This is a genomic window from Bifidobacterium sp. LH_416 (genome assembly GCF_056357055.1).
The window spans coordinates 191675-208390 of record NZ_JBKEVJ010000001.1; the positions used below are offsets into that span (position 1 = coordinate 191675).

Genomic DNA, 16716 nt, shown 5'->3' on the forward strand with positions numbered 1-16716 from the left:
ATGACTTGCCTTCCAGCAAGAGTCATATTAAAGGGTGCCCTCGGTGGGACTCGAACCCACACTGCGCAGATTTTGAGGCTGCTTCCTCTACCAATTGGGATACGAGGGCGTGCCAAAGCACTCTTCGAGAGAATAGCATATCAATTCGATCTGCGGGGCGAAGACACGCATTATTTTCTCTTTTGCATTCCTTCCAGCACTGAAATAAGTGCCTTAAAACCTTGGAATATCAAGCAAAATGACTATTTCAAAAATTTTTTTCGACATATCAGCGCATGCGTGTGTTGCCTAAATATTTATGAAAGCTCTCGGCATACAATGAGCTTAGTTTCGATGTATTACCTTGGTGAGGAGGGGTTATGAGCAACGAAACATACCGTCAATTCGACCCGTGGCGCACGGCTCCAGTGAAGGAAACCGGCCGTAAACAGATTGTTCAGACGCATTACTTCAACATCGATCATGTGTCTTATGAATCAGTCAATGGTAAAGCTTTTGATCGTTATTGCATTCAAGACAATAGTGGAGACACCGTTGCCGTGCTTGCCTTGACGGAAGACAACAAGATTCCGCTGGTGGAACAGTATCGTGTAGCCAACCATCGTTGGACTTTGGAGATTCCTGGCGGTCATGCTGCAGATTCGGAGCGTCCGTTGGAGGCTGCTCAACGCAAACTTGCCGAAGAGGGCGGCTACGAAGCTGCCAAGTTCACGCAGTTTGCACGCTTCCTGAACACGCCTAGCTATTCCACTCAGCACACCACGCTCTACTTTGCTACCGGTCTGGCTCCGGCCTCCCGCCAAGCCATTGGGCCGGAAACGCCGCGCTCTGAAGTGCGTCTGGTTACCCTTGATGAGGCTTATGAGATGATTCTCAATGGCACGATTGTGGATGCCAAGACGATTATCGCCATTCTGCGTTTGAAGTGCGGTGGCTTCGAACATCTCAATGATTAATGAGCAATGACGGTGAGCGCTGATTGTAGCGTTGCCATCGTTACTGTTCATTATTGACTTTGTAATGGTTCATGGTTGCTCTTGTGCAGAGCAACCATTTTTTATTGGCATGCATTGATTATTTCTCATGCAAAAAGCCCCATCCATAACGGATGGGGCTTTGTATGTCTACGATGCGTTACCGCTCGCAGGCTACTGATTCAATCAGTCGCAAGCGCCAACGGTGTGGACGTAGATGGAGTCGGTGCGGCCCGGCTGGTGATCGCCCTGAGCGGAGCTCAGGATGACGATCTTGTCGCCGTCAACAACCTTGCCGGCATCCTTGAGGATCTTGTCAGTGAAGACCATGAGATCCTTGCGGGACTTGTCGTGGTAGTCCTCAGAGGTCAGGAAGGCCTCGGTGCCCCAGGACAGAGCCAGCCAGTGGTAGGTGTGCTCGTTGTTGGTGATGCCGTAGATCGGGGCAGCCGGACGCTCGCGGGAAACGCGGTGCACGGTGGAACCGGTCTGGGTGTAAGCAACGATGGCCTTGGCGTTCAGCTTGTCAGCCAGGTCCACAGCGGCGGAAGAAACAGCGCCGGTGGAGGACATGTCAAGGTTCTTGAGCTCCGGGATGCGATCGAAGCCGTGATCGGTGGCGTAGCCGGAGATGCGGGACATGGTGTCCACGGTGACGGCCGGGTACTTGCCGACAGCGGTTTCGTTGGAGGTCATGGTGGCGTCAGCGCCGTCGAGCACAGCGTTGGCGCAGTCGGAAGCCTCTGCACGGGTCGGGACCGGGTTGTTCACCATGGAGCCGAGGACCTCGGTAGCGACGATAACCGGCTTGGCGTACTGACGAGCCAACTCGATGATGCGCTTGGTGGCCAGCGGAACCTCTTCCAGCGGGCACTCAACAGCCATATCGCCACGAGCGGCCATAACGCCATCGAAGGTCTTGACGATGTCTTCGAGGTTCTCCAGAGCCTGCGGCTTCTCGATCTTGGCAACGATCGGGATGCGACGACCCTCTTCGTCCATGATCTCGTGAGCGCGGTCGATATCGGTGGCGAAACGCACGAAGGACATAGCGATGATGTCAGCACCAGTGCGGATAGCCCAACGCAGATCGGCCTCATCCTTCTCGGTCAGAGCCGGCAGGGAGACGGCGACGCCCGGCAAGTTGATGCCCTTGTGGGAGGACACAGGGCCAGCCACAACAACCTTGGTGTACACGTTGTTGCCTTCGACCTTGGTGACCTCGAGGCGGACCTTGCCGTCATCGATCAGAATCGGATCGCCCGGATGGCAGTCACCCGGCAGACCCTTGAACGTGGTGGAAGTGATGTGCTCGTCGCCCTCGATGTCATCAGTGGTGATGATGAACTCCTGGCCGAGCTCGAGCTGGACCTTATCCTCGCCTTCGGCGTTCTTCTTGAACCAACCGCAGCGAATCTTCGGGCCCTGCAGATCAACGAGCGCAGCGACGTTGCGGCCAGTAGCTTCGCTGGCCTTGCGGACGTTGTTGTACACCTTGAGGTGATCCTCAGGAGTACCGTGGGAGCGGTTCAGACGAGCAACGTCCATACCTGCTTCGACGAGCTTGAGGAGGTTGTCGTAATCCTCGCTGGCGGGACCGATAGTATCTACGATCTTGGCTTTACGCATGAATGCCTGCCTATTCTTTCCTTTTTGGTTCGAGGCGCGAAGCCTCACTTGCCGAGCAACAGTCTACTAGCGCTCACCGACGCATGACAAGTTTTTTGTCCGGTGTGTTGTGAGCGCTCACATTGTTGCGCCTATTGGGTTTCGAGGAGTTGAATTCCTCATGAAATCAGGCTTTTTCAACCTTTTCCATAGACTTCATCTTGATTACGGAAGCGATGGACGCGCCTCCAATTGCCAGAACAATCACTGCCAACGAAAGCCAAGTAGGCACTTCCGGAACCCAATGGACACCTTCACCGCCATTGATGAACGGCAGCGTATTGCCATGCAGCGCTTCCATCACCAGCTTGACGCCGATGAAGCCCAGCACAACAGACAATCCAATCGGCAGATACACGAGCTTATCGAGCAGTGCGCCGAGCAGGAAGTACAGCTGCTGCAAACCAAGCAATGCGAACACATTAGAGGTGAATACCAAGAACGGATCCTTGGTCAAACCGAAGATTGCCGGAATGGAATCGAATGCAAACATCACATCAGTGGTGCCGATAGTCAAGAACACGATAAGCATCGGAGTCCAATAACGGACACCATTGCGCGTGGTGCGCAGCTTCTCACCATCATATTCATCGGTGATTTTGATAACCTTGCGCAACGTGCGAATCAAGCCGTTTTCGTGATATTCCTCGTCTTCATCACCGCCGACGACCAACTTAATCGCCGTGTAAATCAGGAACGCGCCGAAGATGAAGAACACCCACGTGAAGCGAGAGATCAAAGCCGCACCGATAAGAATGAACAAACCGCGGAAGATCAACGCAATGGTAATACCTACGGAAAGTACGTACTTCTGAATCTTCTTCGGCACCGCGAAATTCGACATGATAATGACGAATACGAACAGGTTGTCGATGGACAGGGAATACTCGGTGAGCCATCCGGAATAGAATTCGATGGCCGGCTTGGAACCGGCGAAATACCAGATGCAGCCGCCGAAAATCAGTGCCATAATCACAAAGAATGCGATATGCTGCACGCACTCTTTGGTGGACGGCACATGAGGTCGTCGACCAATGATGAACAGGTCGACGATGAAGAACAGCGCGAGCACCACAAACGTGGCGATTTCAAATGCAAGAGGGGTTTCTGCCATGATTCCCTACCCTAACTTATGTAGTTGACGGCTGTCATTCCAAAGCAGTTTGGCCGCCGGAGGGTAGGGACATGTGTATCTCGACACACTCAAGGCCGTTCGGCCTCGCTCCAGCGTGTGCTCGCAGAGCTTAGCACACGCCTCCGCTGCTTACGGTCGAGATACACATGTCCCTACCCTCCGGCTCCTTATTGCCAAAAATCGAACTTACTTACTTGCTTCTGTGATTTGGCGAAGTTCCTTTTTGAGGTCGCGAATTTCATCACGCAAACGGGCGGCAAGCTCGAACTGAAGTTGTTCAGCAGCGGTGTGCATTTGCTCGGAGAGCTGACGGATCAGATCAGCGAGATCCTGAGCCGGCAATCCGGCTTTGAGAATCTCCTCATGGCGCTTATCTGCTTCTTCGGCATTGAGGGTCGGCACGCCCAGATGTGTGTTACCGGCTTTGCCTGCATTGCGATACCCGCCTTCGAGCAGCGTCTGCGTATCCACATCTTCTTTGGCGAGCATATCGTTGACGTCACTGATCTTCTTAATCAGCGGCTTCGGATCAATGCCATGCTCCTTGTTATATGCAATTTGCTTAGCACGGCGACGATCAGTTTCGTCAATAGCCTTGCGCATGGCTTCGGTGGTTTCATCGGCATACATAATCACTGTGCCGGATACATTTCGCGCAGCACGACCGATGGTCTGAATCAACGAACGATACGAGCGCAGGAAGCCTTCCTTATCAGCATCCAAAATGGCCACCAATGAGACTTCCGGCAAATCAAGACCCTCACGCAGCAAATTGATGCCCACAATAACGTCGATTTTGCCTTCGCGCAGCATGCGCAGCAGTTCCACACGGCGCAACGTATCCACGTCGGAATGCAAATACTCCACTTTAATGCCGCGTTCCAGCAAATAATCAGTAAGATCTTCAGCCATCTTCTTGGTCAGCGTAGTGACCAGAGCACGCTCGTTCTTAGCAACGCGCGCCTTAATCTCACCTAACAAATCATCAATCTGTCCTTCCACCGGACGCACATCAATCTTCGGATCGAGCAATCCAGTCGGGCGAATAATCTGCTCCACTACCCCATCGGAAAGACCCAGTTCGTAATCGCCAGGAGTTGCGGACAGGTATACGGTTTGGCCAACGCGCTGCAAGAATTCCGGCCACTTCAGCGGGCGATTATCCATTGCAGATGGCAGACGAAAACCATGCTCCACGAGTGTGCGCTTACGAGAGGCATCACCCTCATACATGGCACCGATCTGAGGAACCGTCACATGCGATTCATCAATAACCAAGAGGAAATCATCAGGGAAGAAATCCAGCAACGTATGCGGCGGCGTGCCTGGAGCGCGACCATCGAAGTGCCGCGAATAATTCTCCACACCAGAGCAGACGCCCACCTGCGTGAGCATTTCCAGATCATACGTGGTGCGCATGTTCAACCGCTGCGCTTCAAGCTCCTTGCCTTGCTTATGCAGTTCGGCCAAACGCTCGTTAAGCTCTTCGCGAATTGTTGTCAAAGCGCGCTCCATACGAGCTGGGCCGGCCACGTAATGCGAGGCCGGGAAAATATGTACTTCGTTCTCTTCAGCGATTTCGTCACCGGTCAGCGGATGCAACGTGGAGATACGGTCGATTTCATCGCCGAAGAATTCGATACGCACTGCGAGTTCTTCATATACGGGAATGATTTCCACCGTGTCGCCGCGCACCCGGAATGTACCTCGAGTGAATGCAATGTCGTTGCGCTTATATTGCATAGCCACGAATTGACGCAGCAAATCGTCGCGGTTGATTTCCTGCCCCACCTTAAGGAACAGCATACGGCCGGCATATTCCTCTGGCGTACCCAAACCGTAGATGCAGGAGACCGTGGCTACTACCACGCAATCGCGGCGAGTCAACAGGTTCGCCGTGGCCTGATGACGCAATCGTTCCACATCATCATTGATGTTGGAATCCTTCTCGATGTATGTATCCGTCTGAGGAATATAGGCTTCCGGCTGGTAATAGTCGTAGTAGGACACGAAATAGCTCACGGCATTATCCGGCATTAATTCGCGGAATTCCGCACAAAGCTGGGCGGCCAATGTTTTATTGGGCTCAATAATCAAAGTCGGGCGCTGCAGTCGTTCAATAAGCCATGCGGTAGTTGCGGTTTTACCGGTACCGGTGGCACCCATAAGCACCACGTCGTTTTCACCGTTCTCAATGCGCTCGGCCAATTCCTCAATGGCCTGCGGCTGATCTCCAGCTGGCTTATATGGTGATTTGACAACAAAAGGCTTATCCGCGCGCTCGATATTGAATCCCATGGCGCCATCATAATCATAAGCACTGTCGGTTTTCCAACACAGAATGACGGTTTTCGATCACTGACTGTAGGGATTCCAACACTGACTGTAGGGATTCCAACATATTTCGTCGGAAAACCTACAGTCGATGTTGGAATTCCTACAGTCAATGTCAGGAAACCTACAGTCAGTGTTGGAAAGCCGACTCTAATGGTGTCACTGAACTAATGGTGTCACTGAACTAATGGTGTCACTGAGATGATGCGGCGCATAAGTGCGCGTACACCGTGTCAACCTGAGCGATCATGCGATCCATAGGCTGAGCGGAATCGATGACGATATCGGCGATACGACGGCGTTCGGATTCACTGGATTGACTGCGGATACGCCCTTTAGCCTGTTCGAGACTCATACCCCGTTCCTCCACCATCCGTTCTAAGCGCATGCATACCGGCGCTTCCACAGTAATAATGTGGTCAAAAGTGAAGGGAATAGTAGTAATGACTTCAGCGAGCAACGGTACATCGTGCACGATGAGATGGGCCTGAGCATGTTCCTGTTCGATACGCTGGGCCTGAGCATAAATCAGCGGATGTTCGATGGCGTCCAGTCGTTCGCGAGCTCCCGGTTCTGCATTGCGGCCGAAAATATGTTCGGCAATCCAGGGGCGATTCAATGTGCCATCTGTGTTCAATGATTGAGGTCCGAATTCCTGAGCGATCATTGGCAGTGCCGCTCCCCCGGGTTCCACTACTTTGCGCGCCAGCACATCATAATCGACAATCAACGCGCCCAATTGCGCCAGCCGTGCTGAAACCGTGCTTTTGCCTGCCGCGATACCGCCGGTGAGTCCTATTCGCATCATGGTGACCATGGTAGTGGGTGCTCCCCTCAGTCACCTTCGGTGACAGCTTCCCTCAGAGAAGGGAGTCAAGATTAAGGTCACAAGCCATCCTTTGTCCGAATGTCAGCCCCCCCTCAGAGAAGGGAGCCACACTGGTTGAGTGCCCGAAACGCAAGAAAACCCGGCCCATGTGGACCGGGTTTTCGTTATGCGCTAAGCGTTAGCGTTTCGGCAAACTCACTTGCCGAGCAGCTGGTCGCGCAAAGCGGCGAGCTGATCGGAATCGGCGAGGGTGCCGGTAGCCGGAGCAGCGGAAGAGTAGTTGGAGGTCTCCTCGACCGGCTTCTCTTCCTTCTGGCCCTGACCGTCGGCAGCAGCAGACTCGGCAGCGTTGGCCAGTTCCTTGGCCACGAACTCCTTGTGCTCCTCCCACAGTTCGTGAGCGGCAGCGTACTGGGATTCCCATTCCTCGCGCTGCTTCTCGTAACCAGCGATCCACTCGTTGGTGTTCGGGTCGAAGCCTTCAGGGTACTTGTAGTTGCCCTGCTCGTCGTACTCAGCCGGCATGCCGTAGATGGCCGGATCGAAGTCCTCGGAAGCCGGATCAACGGAATCGTTGGCCTGCTTGAGGGACAGGGAGATGCGGCGACGATCGAGATCGACGTCGATCACCTTGACGAACACGGTCTCGCCCGGCTTGACCACGGTCTCCGGGTTCTCGACGTGACGGTTGGCGAGCTCGGAGATGTGCACCAGGCCCTCGATGCCGTCTTCGACGGAGATGAAGACACCGAACTGAACGATCTTGGTGACCTTGCCCTTGACAATCTGGCCAGGAACGTGGGTACGAGCGAAGCGCTGCCACGGATCTTCCTGGGTAGCCTTGAGGGACAGGGAGATGCGTTCGCGATCGAGATCGACGTCGAGCACCTCGACGGTGACCTTGTCGCCGACCTTGACAACCTCGGACGGGTGATCGATGTGCTTCCAAGAGAGCTCGGAAACGTGGATCAGGCCGTCAACACCGCCCAGGTCAACGAAGGCGCCGAAGTTGACGATGGAGGACACAACGCCCTCACGGATCTGGCCCTTCTTGAGCTGGGAGAGGAAGGTCTCACGGACTTCGGACTGGGTCTCCTCGAGGTACTGGCGACGGGAGAGAACCACGTTGTTGCGGTTCTTGTCGAGCTCGAGGATCTTAGCCTTGATCTTCTGGCCGATGTACGGGGAGAGATCGCGGACACGACGCATTTCGACGAGGGAAGCAGGCAGGAAGCCACGCAGACCGATGTCGACGATGAGGCCGCCCTTGACAGCTTCGATGACGGTGCCCTCAACAACGCCGTCAGCTTCCTTGATCTTCTCGATGTCGCCCCAAGCACGCTCGTACTGAGCACGCTTCTTGGAGAGAATCAGACGGCCTTCCTTGTCTTCCTTGGTGACGACAAGGGCCTCAATCTGGTCGCCGACCTCGACGACTTCGTCCGGATCAACGTCCTTCTTGATGGAAAGTTCGCGGGAAGGAATCACACCTTCGGTCTTGTAGCCGATGTCCAGGAGAACTTCGTCGTGATCGATCTTAACGACGGTGCCCTCAACCAGATCACCATCGTCGAAGTTCTTGATGGTGGAATCGACTGCCTTGATGAAGTCCTCTTCGGTGCCGATATCGTTGATGGCGACCTTGGTGACTTCAGTGTTGTTCTCTGCCATGTAAATATATGGTTTCTAATAGTGGATGGATAATTACTCGATATTCAATTATGCTTGTACGCCTTGTGAAGACATACAAGCATTCAGAATACATAGAGCTATAGCCAAGAAACCATTGCAATAGTGTGGTGTGTCGCGCTCTATCACCATTCCATCGACATTGACCGCGGCTGGTTCCAGTGTATGTTGTTCGACACACTCAAGGCCGTTCGGCCAAGCCTACGGTCTCACAACACACACTGGAACCAGCCACCTCCATATATCTGGCAATCGTTACAGTGTACGCTCCGCCATTTCGACCACATTGGCCAGAAGCATGGCTCGGGTCATCGGACCGACGCCTCCGGGGTTGGGTGTGTATGCGGAAGCCTTGTCGTAGCAGGCTTTGTCTACGTCACCTTTAATACGGTAGCGGCCGGCTTCCTCGTCGAAAACGCGGCTGACGCCGACATCAACCAGAATGGCACCTTCCTTGATCTTGTCCGGAGTCACGAAGCCAGCTGAACCCATGGCTGCCACAATTACATCGGCGCGACGCATATGGTCCGCCACATCCTTAGTACCGGTGTGGCACAACGTCACGGTGGCGTTCACTGCATTGCGGGTGAGCATCAGGCCGATGGTACGGCCGATGGTGATACCGCGGCCGAGCACGCATACTTCCTTGCCGTTCAAATCAATGTCGTAAGCCTTGAGCAATTCGATAACGCCACGTGGCGTGCACGGCAATGGCGTAGTAATGTCGCCGCGCACATGCAACACCAGTTCACCCAAGTTATACGGATGCATGCCGTCAGCGTCCTTGGCCGGATCAATAAGGTCAATGATTGCGTTCTGGTCGATGCCCTTAGGCAGCGGCAACTGCACGATAAAGCCATTGCACGCCGGATCTTCATTGAGCTCCTTAACCGCGGCGGCAATATCTTCGAATGTGGCGGTGGCGGGCAGTTCCTTTTTAACCGAGTTGATACCGATCTCCTTGCAGTCAGCATGCTTGCCGGCCACATATTTCACTGAGCCCGGATCCTCTCCCACCAGGAGTGTTCCCAATCCAGGAACTACACCCTGTGCCTTGAGACGCTCAACACGCTCAGCCAAATCAGCCTTGATGTCGGCAGCGACCTTCTTGCCGTCGATTCGTGTAGCCATCGAAGCCCTTCCTTGAAAATGTTTCGGCGAATAGTATCGAAACGATAGACTATCGTTGAAATAAATCGGCTTTGTATCTCACAATGAAGAAGGCTTGCCATGGGGACTCGATTTGCACGACTTACGCGATTCGCCGCCGCCTCGATTAGCGCGATGATGCTGTTCGCAGCAGCCGCGTGCGGGTCTCAAACTTCTCCTGAGCAGCCCTCAACCGATGGCGATACCGCCACGAAGCAGCCAACAGGCACTATTACCGTGGTGTCTTCCATCAACCAGTGGGGTTCGCTCGCAGCCGAGCTTGGCGGCGACGACGTGAAGGTCACATCCATTGTGAACTCCACCAACGTGGATGCCCATGATTTCGAGCCGAAGACTTCCGATGTGGCCACGATTTCCAAAGCCGAAATCGTAGTGGCTAATGGAGCGGGTTATGATTCCTGGGCCACCAAATCATTGGGCAAGACGTCGAATCTGGTTTCCGCAGCTTCTGTAGTCGGCGCTATGGAAGGCGATAATCCGCATCTGTGGTTCTCTAAGGATGCTCGCTCCGGTATGGCCGAGGCAATCACGGAGGCCTATATTAAGGCGCGTCCTACTAAGAAGAAGGTTTTCCAAGAGCGCCTTAAGCTGTGGCAGCAGGGTGAGAAGTCACTGGAAGACTGGACCGGCGATTTCACCAAGAGTCATCAGAAACTCACGTATGCGGCAACCGAACCTGTTGCCTATTATTTAATGGCTGATCTTGGTTTTGATGATTCCACTCCGAAAGGCTATTCACAGTCGATTGCGGCTGGTGGAGAAGTTGCTCCCGCTGATTTGCAATCCATGCAAAAGCTTCTCGAGAAGCGAGAGGTTGATGTGCTCATCAACAATACGCAGGAAGCCAGCGATGCCACCAATATGATCACCGGTACAGCCGGCCGCGCTGATGTTCCGGTGGTTGATGTTTCCGAGCAAATGCCGAAGGATATCGAGACTCTGAATGCTTGGATCAATCAACTGGTAAACACCATTATTGATGCAGTCGATCCTACGTATGGCTGCGATGCTGATACCAGTAATTCTGATTCCGCCGACAGTTCTGATAGTTCTGACAGCAGCTCCGGCAATGAGTCCGCAGACGCCGACTCAAACAGCACTGATGGCACTGATACCAGCAGTGAGCAGAACACCGAGTCTGATGATTCCGCAGACACCGGTACAGCAGACGGCACTGATAACACTACTGACAACTCGAAGTCTGATACCGGCACTGCACCCAGCTATGTGCGCGAGTGCAAGGCCAAGGCCGCTGATTCAAGTACAGATAGCAGTGATTCATCCAGTGATTCCGCCAATGCTGATACATCCGGCGATGACCAAAGCACATCGAACGAAGGCCAGACTGATCCCGGTAAGTAATCGGCACGACCACCATTCGCGCGTTCGATGGATTCACGCACTGATTACACCCGCCGCTATTGAGAACGATTGTCAGCATCATTTGCCACAATCGTGAAGTATGAGCGTGAAATCCGATTGCATCGTCTTTGCTGATGCAGCCATCAAACGTGGCGACCATATCATCTGGCAGCATGGAACCTTCTCCATCCCCTATGGTTCGGTCACTGCCATCGTGGGAACCAATGGTGCTGGAAAAACCACGATGATGAAGGCAGAACTGGGTCTGCTGCCGTTGGCGCAAGGCTCATTACATGTGCTCGGAAAGCCTGCCGGCGAAGCGAATCAGCAGATTGGTTATGTGCCGCAAAGCTATGTGGCGAATGTCGATTCCAATTTGACCGCCGAGCAATCGGTATTGCTCGGACTTACCGGAACCCGTTTCGGCATTCATCTGGTCACTAAAGCGCAGCGAGCCAAAGTGCGTGAAGCTATGGAGTTCACTGGAATCGCGGACAAGGCTAAGTATCGTCTTTCTGAATTGTCTGGCGGCCTGCGCCAGCGAGTGGCTATTGCGCAAGCGTTGGTGTGTGATCCCAAACTGTTGATGCTCGATGAGCCTCTGGCCAATCTTGACTTGGCCAGCCAGCGCGCCACCGTACATGTGTTGGCTCGACTCAATCAGGAACTGGGCATGACCATTCAGGTTGTGGCGCATGATCTCAATATGCTGCTGCCGATTCTGACTGGCGCGGTGTATCTGCTTGACGGGCATCCGCATTATGCCGATATGGGCAAGGTTCTGGATTCCGGCCTTCTCACCCACTTGTATGGCACTCAGGTGCAGGTAGTGACCACGCCGCAGGGCGATATGTTCGTTACCCCGACGCCGGACGAGCCACAAGATCAACCACTCGACATGCATTCCGCTGTCGAAGTGGCTCAACTGCATCACCATGAGCATACGAATACTGAACGTTAATCGGCTGGAGCAATAGCACTATGAATGGCATCGATTTTTCTTTTGATCCCGAATGGATGAGCACGCTCAGCGCACCATTTATGCTGAACGCTTTTGTAGCAGGACTGTGCATCGCACTGGCTGCCGGCGTTATGGGGTATTTCACCATTGCGAGGCGCTCCACGTTTGCCGCTCACGCTTTGGCGCATATCGGACTGCCTGGCGCTACTGGAGCAGTGTTGTTCGGTCTGCCGGTTTCCCTTGGCATGGGTGTGTTCGCGTTAGGCGGCGCACTGGTTATCGGCGCACTTGGCAAGCGTGTTTCCGAACGCGAAATCGCCACCGGTACCGTACTGGCCTTTGCCACCGGTTTGGGTTTGTTCTTCGCCAGACTGTCCAGCTCCGCTTCCCAGCAGATGCAATCCATTCTGTTCGGCTCTATTTTGACCATTACTACTGGGCAGATTATCGGGTTCGCTATCTTCGACGCCCTGCTGCTGGCATTGCTTGCAGTAATTTATCGTCCACTGCTGTTCAGCTCAATGGATGAGCAGGTTGCTCAGGCCAAGGGTGTGCCGATTGGTCTGATGAATGTGGCCTTTATGGCGATTATGGCCGGCGTTATTACGATTGCTGTGCCTGCTGTGGGAACGCTGCTGATTTTCGCATTGGTGATTACGCCAGCTGCAGCAGCAAATATTCTCGCCGGTTCCCCGCTTAAGGCAATGATTATCGCCAGTGTGCTTTGCTTGGTATCTATTTGGGCTGGATTAGTGCTTTCCGCAATGTTCCCCGCTCCCCCAAGCTTCATTATCGTGACGCTGTCTACCCTGTTCTGGGCCATCGCCAAAGCAGTACAGGCACTGAGGAAATAGCACAGTAGTTCTTATGGAAACAGCTCCTTATAGAAGGAGCTGTTTCCATAAGAACTACTGTTTGTCAGCGGTTGCTTACGAGAGCGCTTGCGATGGCGGCAATGCCCTCACCGCGGCCGGTGAATCCCATATGATCGGTGGTCGTAGCGGTCACTGAAACACGGCATCCGATTGCTTCGGAAAGTGCTTGTTCCGCTTCGGCCCGGCGAGTGCCGACCTTCGGACGATTGCAAACAATCGCCACGGATGCCGATACCGGCACATATCCATTGGCGAAAAGATGAGCAACGGTTTCCTTGAGCATGTCAGTACCATGCATGCCTGCACCATGCGCATCAGACCCTACCCCAAATAGCAAACCGATATCTCCTAAACCGGATGCGGACAGCAATGCGTCAATCAACGCATGCGCGGCTACATCGCCATCGGAATCGCCCTCGATGCCCACGTATCGTGCTGCCAACGCCTCGTCAGCATCAGCCGGAGCCTGCCATAGTAATCCTGCAAGCCACAATTCCCGGCCTGATTCAGGAGCCGCGAATCGATGGGCGTCAAAGCCCTGGCCAATCATCAGACTGTTGTGCTCCATGATGATCCTTTCCCGCACGGATATGGAGTTGTGGGCAATATAAAAAGAAAAATCCCGGTTCATCATGCGATGCAACCGGGATATAAGCGTATTGGCTTACTTCTTCTTAGACTTCTTCTCAGCAGCCACACGTGCTAGCGTATCAGCAGCAGCTTCCTGAGGTTCCTCGGTGTGATGCTTTTCATCGCCAGGCTGTGCCGGTTCATAACCAAGGTTGACGTCGAGCAGACGCTGAGCTTCCGGCTCGTCAATCTTCTCGGACAGTGCGATTTCAGAGGTCAAAATGGCGCGGGCCTTGGTCAGCATGCGCTTCTCACCAGCGGAAAGACCATGCTCATCCACATCACGCTGAGCAAGATCACGCACTACTTCAGCAATCTTGTTGACATCGCCAGTAGCGATCTTCTCGACGTTCAGCTTGTAGCGGCGAGACCAATTCATCTCTTTTTCGATAATCGGCGTACGCAGAATCTCGAACACCTTAGCCACTTCGGATGCGGAAACGATATCACGCACACCGACCTTCTTGGCGTTATCCACAGGAACGTTGATGACCAAGCCATCCGAAGACAGCACGGAAAGCTGCAGGTATTCGCGAGTCACACCCTTGACAGTCCGTTCGGTGATGGCCTCCACCTTTGCTGCACCATGACGTGGATAGACGACCATATCGCCGACTTGATAAGACATGTATCCTCCGAGAACTGACGGCTTACACACAAAAACTCGAATAATTGTGCCACCTGGCGTGGACCGACGTCATTGAGAACGCTCACACTACCCGCAGCGGGACAAATTTGACAGAAATTCGATATATTTACCGCGTTAATACGGCGTTTTCAACTCGCACGCACGTAGACTTTGGGGCATGGATACTGAAAAAAAGATCAAAGAAGATACCATCACCGTGCCTGTTGCTCAGGGCGATCTCGACGCTGTGAGCAACGCCGAATTCTACAACCCCCACGAGGTTCTCGGCGGCCATCTTGGCATCGGCAAGCATGCCGACACCGTGACTATTCGTGTCCTGCGTCCGCTCGCTAAAGCCGTCACCATTCTCACTCAGGATGGTGAATACCCGATGCGTCATGAACACAATGGTGTATTTGTGACCACCGTGCCCGCAGCGGGAGATGCCAAGCAACCAGCCGTTCCGGACTATCGCGTGCGCACCGAATGGGAAAGCGGCGAAGTCGTCATCGAAGATGACCCGTATCGCTACCTGCCCACTCTTGGCGAAATGGATACGTATCTGTTTGGCGAAGGCCGTCACGAAAAGCTCTGGGAGGCACTGGGCGCCCATGTGCTGCGTTACGACGACCCGATGGGCAGCGCCAGTGGCATTCCAGGCGAACAGCTGGTAGGCACCGCCTTCTCCGTTTGGGCACCGAACGCACACGCAGTGCGCGTTGTCGGCGACTTCAACGGCTGGGATGGCCGCCGTACCGCTATGCGCGAACTCGGCTCCTCCGGTGTGTGGGAAATCTTCATCCCCGGTGTTGAAGCCGGCGAACATTACAAGTTCCACATTCTCAACGCCAACTATCAGTGGGAAATGAAGGCCGACCCAATGGAGCGTCAGCATGAGGTGCCGCCGAACACCGCATCCATCGTGACCGATTCTCACTATGAGTGGCAAGATGACGCATGGATGACTCGTCGCCGCGCCACCGACCCGACCAAGGGACCGGTCTCCATCTATGAGGTGCATGCCGGCAGCTGGAAGCAGGGACTGACCTATCGCGAGCTCGCCGAGCAGCTGGTGGATTACGTCAAGCAAGAGGGCTACACCCATGTGGAGTTCATGCCGCTTGCCCAGCACCCGTTCTCTGGCTCCTGGGGCTACCAGGTCACCGGTTATTACGCCGTGGACTCCCGTCTCGGCTCCCCTGATGACTTCCGTTACCTCGTCGACAAGTTCCATCAGGCCGGCATTGGCGTGATCATGGACTGGGTGCCGGCTCACTTCCCGAAGGATGCCTTTGCACTGGGCCGCTTCGACGGCACTCCGCTGTACGAGGATCCGGATCCGCTGCGTGGCGAGCACCCCGATTGGGGCACGTATGTGTTCAACTTCGGCCGCCGCGAAGTGCGCAACTTCCTCGTTGCCAACGCTCTGTTCTGGCTGGAAGACCTGCACATCGACGCACTGCGCGTGGATGCCGTCAGCTCGATGCTCTACCTCGATTACAGCCGTGAACCCGGCCAGTGGAGGCCGAACATCTACGGCGGCCGCGAGAATCTCGAAGCCATTGACTTCCTCAAGGAGGCCACGGCAACCGCATACAAGAACAATCCTGGCATCATGATGATCGCCGAAGAATCCACCGCATGGCCGGGCATCACCGCTCCGACCAGCGCAGGCGGCATCGGCTTCGGACTGAAGTGGAACATGGGCTGGATGCATGACACGCTTGAGTATCTCCATGAGGAGCCCATCAACCGCAAGTGGCATCACAACGAGATCACGTTCTCCATGGTGTACGCCTACTCCGAGCATTACGTGCTGCCCATCAGCCATGATGAGGTGGTCTACGGCAAGGGCTCGGTCTACGGCAAGATGCCGGGCGACGGCTGGCAGAAGATGGCTGGTGTGCGTTCGCTGTTCGCGTACCAGTGGGCTCATCCCGGCAAGAAGCTCTCCTTCATGGGCAACGAGCTCGCGCAGTGGGGCGAATGGAATCATGACGCTTCCATCGATTGGGACAGCCTCAATTGGGAGGAGCACCGCCAGATTCAAAAGTTCGTGGGCGACCTCAACGCCTTCTACAAGGCCAACCCGGCTTTGTGGAGCCAGGACTTCGATCCGGCAGGCTTCCAGTGGCTCACCAGCGATGACGCCGACCACAACACGCTGAGCTTCCTGCGTATCGGCGAAAAGGGCGAGACTCTGGCCGTCGTGGTGAACTTCTCCGGCGAAGCATGGTCTGATTATCAGGTGGCACTGCCTACCGGCGGCAAGTGGACCGAAGTGTTCACCACCGATGACGCCAAGTACGGCGGCTCTGATATTCACAACGGCACGTTCGAAGCGGAAGAGGGCGAATACCACTCCCGTCCGTTCTCGGCAAAAATCACCGTTCCTGCTCTTGGAGTTGTATTCTTGAAGCCAGAAGACTGAACTAGTCAACAGGCTGAAAGGTAACTGTTT

At 54.4% G+C, this 16716-nt stretch carries 13 protein-coding genes and 1 tRNA gene; 5 read left to right on the top strand and 9 right to left on the bottom strand.

Annotation, left to right across the window (positions count from 1 at the left end):
• Positions 1 to 35: 35 nt before the first annotated feature.
• A tRNA-Leu gene (locus AC1AY0_RS00975) sits at positions 36 to 109 on the bottom strand.
• 250 nt (positions 110 to 359) lie between these two features.
• Here AC1AY0_RS00975 and AC1AY0_RS00980 point away from each other — a divergent pair.
• Positions 360 to 956, top strand: coding sequence for an NUDIX domain-containing protein (locus AC1AY0_RS00980; protein ID WP_476523541.1), 597 nt, complete (start codon positions 360 to 362; stop codon positions 954 to 956).
• A 204-nt stretch (positions 957 to 1160) separates the two neighbouring features.
• On the opposite strand, the gene pyk is transcribed toward AC1AY0_RS00980, so the two are convergent.
• The 6 genes from pyk to AC1AY0_RS01010 all read right to left on the bottom strand — a co-directional run bounded on the left by pyk (position 1161) and on the right by AC1AY0_RS01010 (position 9760).
• Positions 1161 to 2603: a pyruvate kinase gene (gene pyk, locus AC1AY0_RS00985; RefSeq protein ID WP_476523540.1), complete on the bottom strand. Its 1443-nt coding sequence runs from the start codon at positions 2601 to 2603 to the stop codon at positions 1161 to 1163.
• A gap of 166 nt (positions 2604 to 2769) precedes the next feature.
• Positions 2770 to 3756 carry a TerC family protein gene (locus AC1AY0_RS00990; RefSeq protein WP_476523539.1) on the bottom strand — a complete coding sequence of 329 codons (987 nt, stop codon included), beginning with the start codon at positions 3754 to 3756 and terminating at the stop codon, positions 2770 to 2772.
• A gap of 207 nt (positions 3757 to 3963) precedes the next feature.
• Positions 3964 to 6075, bottom strand: a complete 2112-nt coding sequence (gene uvrB, locus AC1AY0_RS00995; protein ID WP_476523537.1) for an excinuclease ABC subunit UvrB — start codon at positions 6073 to 6075, stop codon at positions 3964 to 3966.
• Positions 6076 to 6304: 229 nt separating this feature from the next.
• The gene (coaE, locus tag AC1AY0_RS01000; protein WP_476525578.1) at positions 6305 to 6928 is read right to left on the bottom strand and encodes a dephospho-CoA kinase; all 624 of its coding nucleotides are present in this window, start codon (positions 6926 to 6928) and stop codon (positions 6305 to 6307) included.
• Between the two features lie 207 nt (positions 6929 to 7135).
• Positions 7136 to 8611 (bottom strand): 30S ribosomal protein S1, encoded by a 1476-nt coding sequence (gene rpsA, locus AC1AY0_RS01005; protein WP_033890373.1) that lies wholly within the window; start codon positions 8609 to 8611, stop codon positions 7136 to 7138.
• Positions 8612 to 8884: 273 nt separating this feature from the next.
• Positions 8885 to 9760 carry a bifunctional methylenetetrahydrofolate dehydrogenase/methenyltetrahydrofolate cyclohydrolase gene (locus tag AC1AY0_RS01010; protein ID WP_476523534.1) on the bottom strand — a complete coding sequence of 292 codons (876 nt, stop codon included), beginning with the start codon at positions 9758 to 9760 and terminating at the stop codon, positions 8885 to 8887.
• A 99-nt stretch (positions 9761 to 9859) separates the two neighbouring features.
• Here AC1AY0_RS01010 and AC1AY0_RS01015 point away from each other — a divergent pair, with 99 nt between their 5' ends.
• The 3 genes from AC1AY0_RS01015 (at position 9860) to AC1AY0_RS01025 (ending at position 12976) form a co-directional block, all read left to right on the top strand.
• Entirely contained in the window at positions 9860 to 11161 is a 1302-nt protein-coding gene (locus AC1AY0_RS01015) for a metal ABC transporter solute-binding protein, Zn/Mn family (protein WP_476523533.1), read from the top strand.
• A 100-nt stretch (positions 11162 to 11261) separates the two neighbouring features.
• Entirely contained in the window at positions 11262 to 12122 is an 861-nt protein-coding gene (locus tag AC1AY0_RS01020) for an ABC transporter ATP-binding protein (protein ID WP_476523531.1), read from the top strand.
• Between the two features lie 20 nt (positions 12123 to 12142).
• On the top strand, positions 12143 to 12976 hold the full coding sequence (locus tag AC1AY0_RS01025; RefSeq protein WP_476523529.1) for a metal ABC transporter permease: 834 nt from the start codon (positions 12143 to 12145) through the stop codon (positions 12974 to 12976).
• Between the two features lie 64 nt (positions 12977 to 13040).
• Here the strand turns inward: AC1AY0_RS01025 and AC1AY0_RS01030 are convergent, their stop codons facing one another.
• Both AC1AY0_RS01030 and AC1AY0_RS01035 read right to left on the bottom strand, forming a co-directional pair.
• On the bottom strand, positions 13041 to 13565 hold the full coding sequence (locus tag AC1AY0_RS01030; RefSeq protein WP_476523527.1) for a 2-C-methyl-D-erythritol 2,4-cyclodiphosphate synthase: 525 nt from the start codon (positions 13563 to 13565) through the stop codon (positions 13041 to 13043).
• Between the two features lie 96 nt (positions 13566 to 13661).
• A complete protein-coding gene (locus tag AC1AY0_RS01035; RefSeq protein ID WP_476523526.1) occupies positions 13662 to 14255 on the bottom strand; it encodes a CarD family transcriptional regulator in 594 nt (197 codons plus the stop codon).
• Between the two features lie 178 nt (positions 14256 to 14433).
• On the opposite strand from AC1AY0_RS01035, the gene glgB reads away from it, so the two are divergent.
• On the top strand, positions 14434 to 16686 hold the full coding sequence (gene glgB / locus AC1AY0_RS01040; protein ID WP_476523524.1) for a 1,4-alpha-glucan branching protein GlgB: 2253 nt from the start codon (positions 14434 to 14436) through the stop codon (positions 16684 to 16686).
• Positions 16687 to 16716 lie beyond the last annotated feature (30 nt).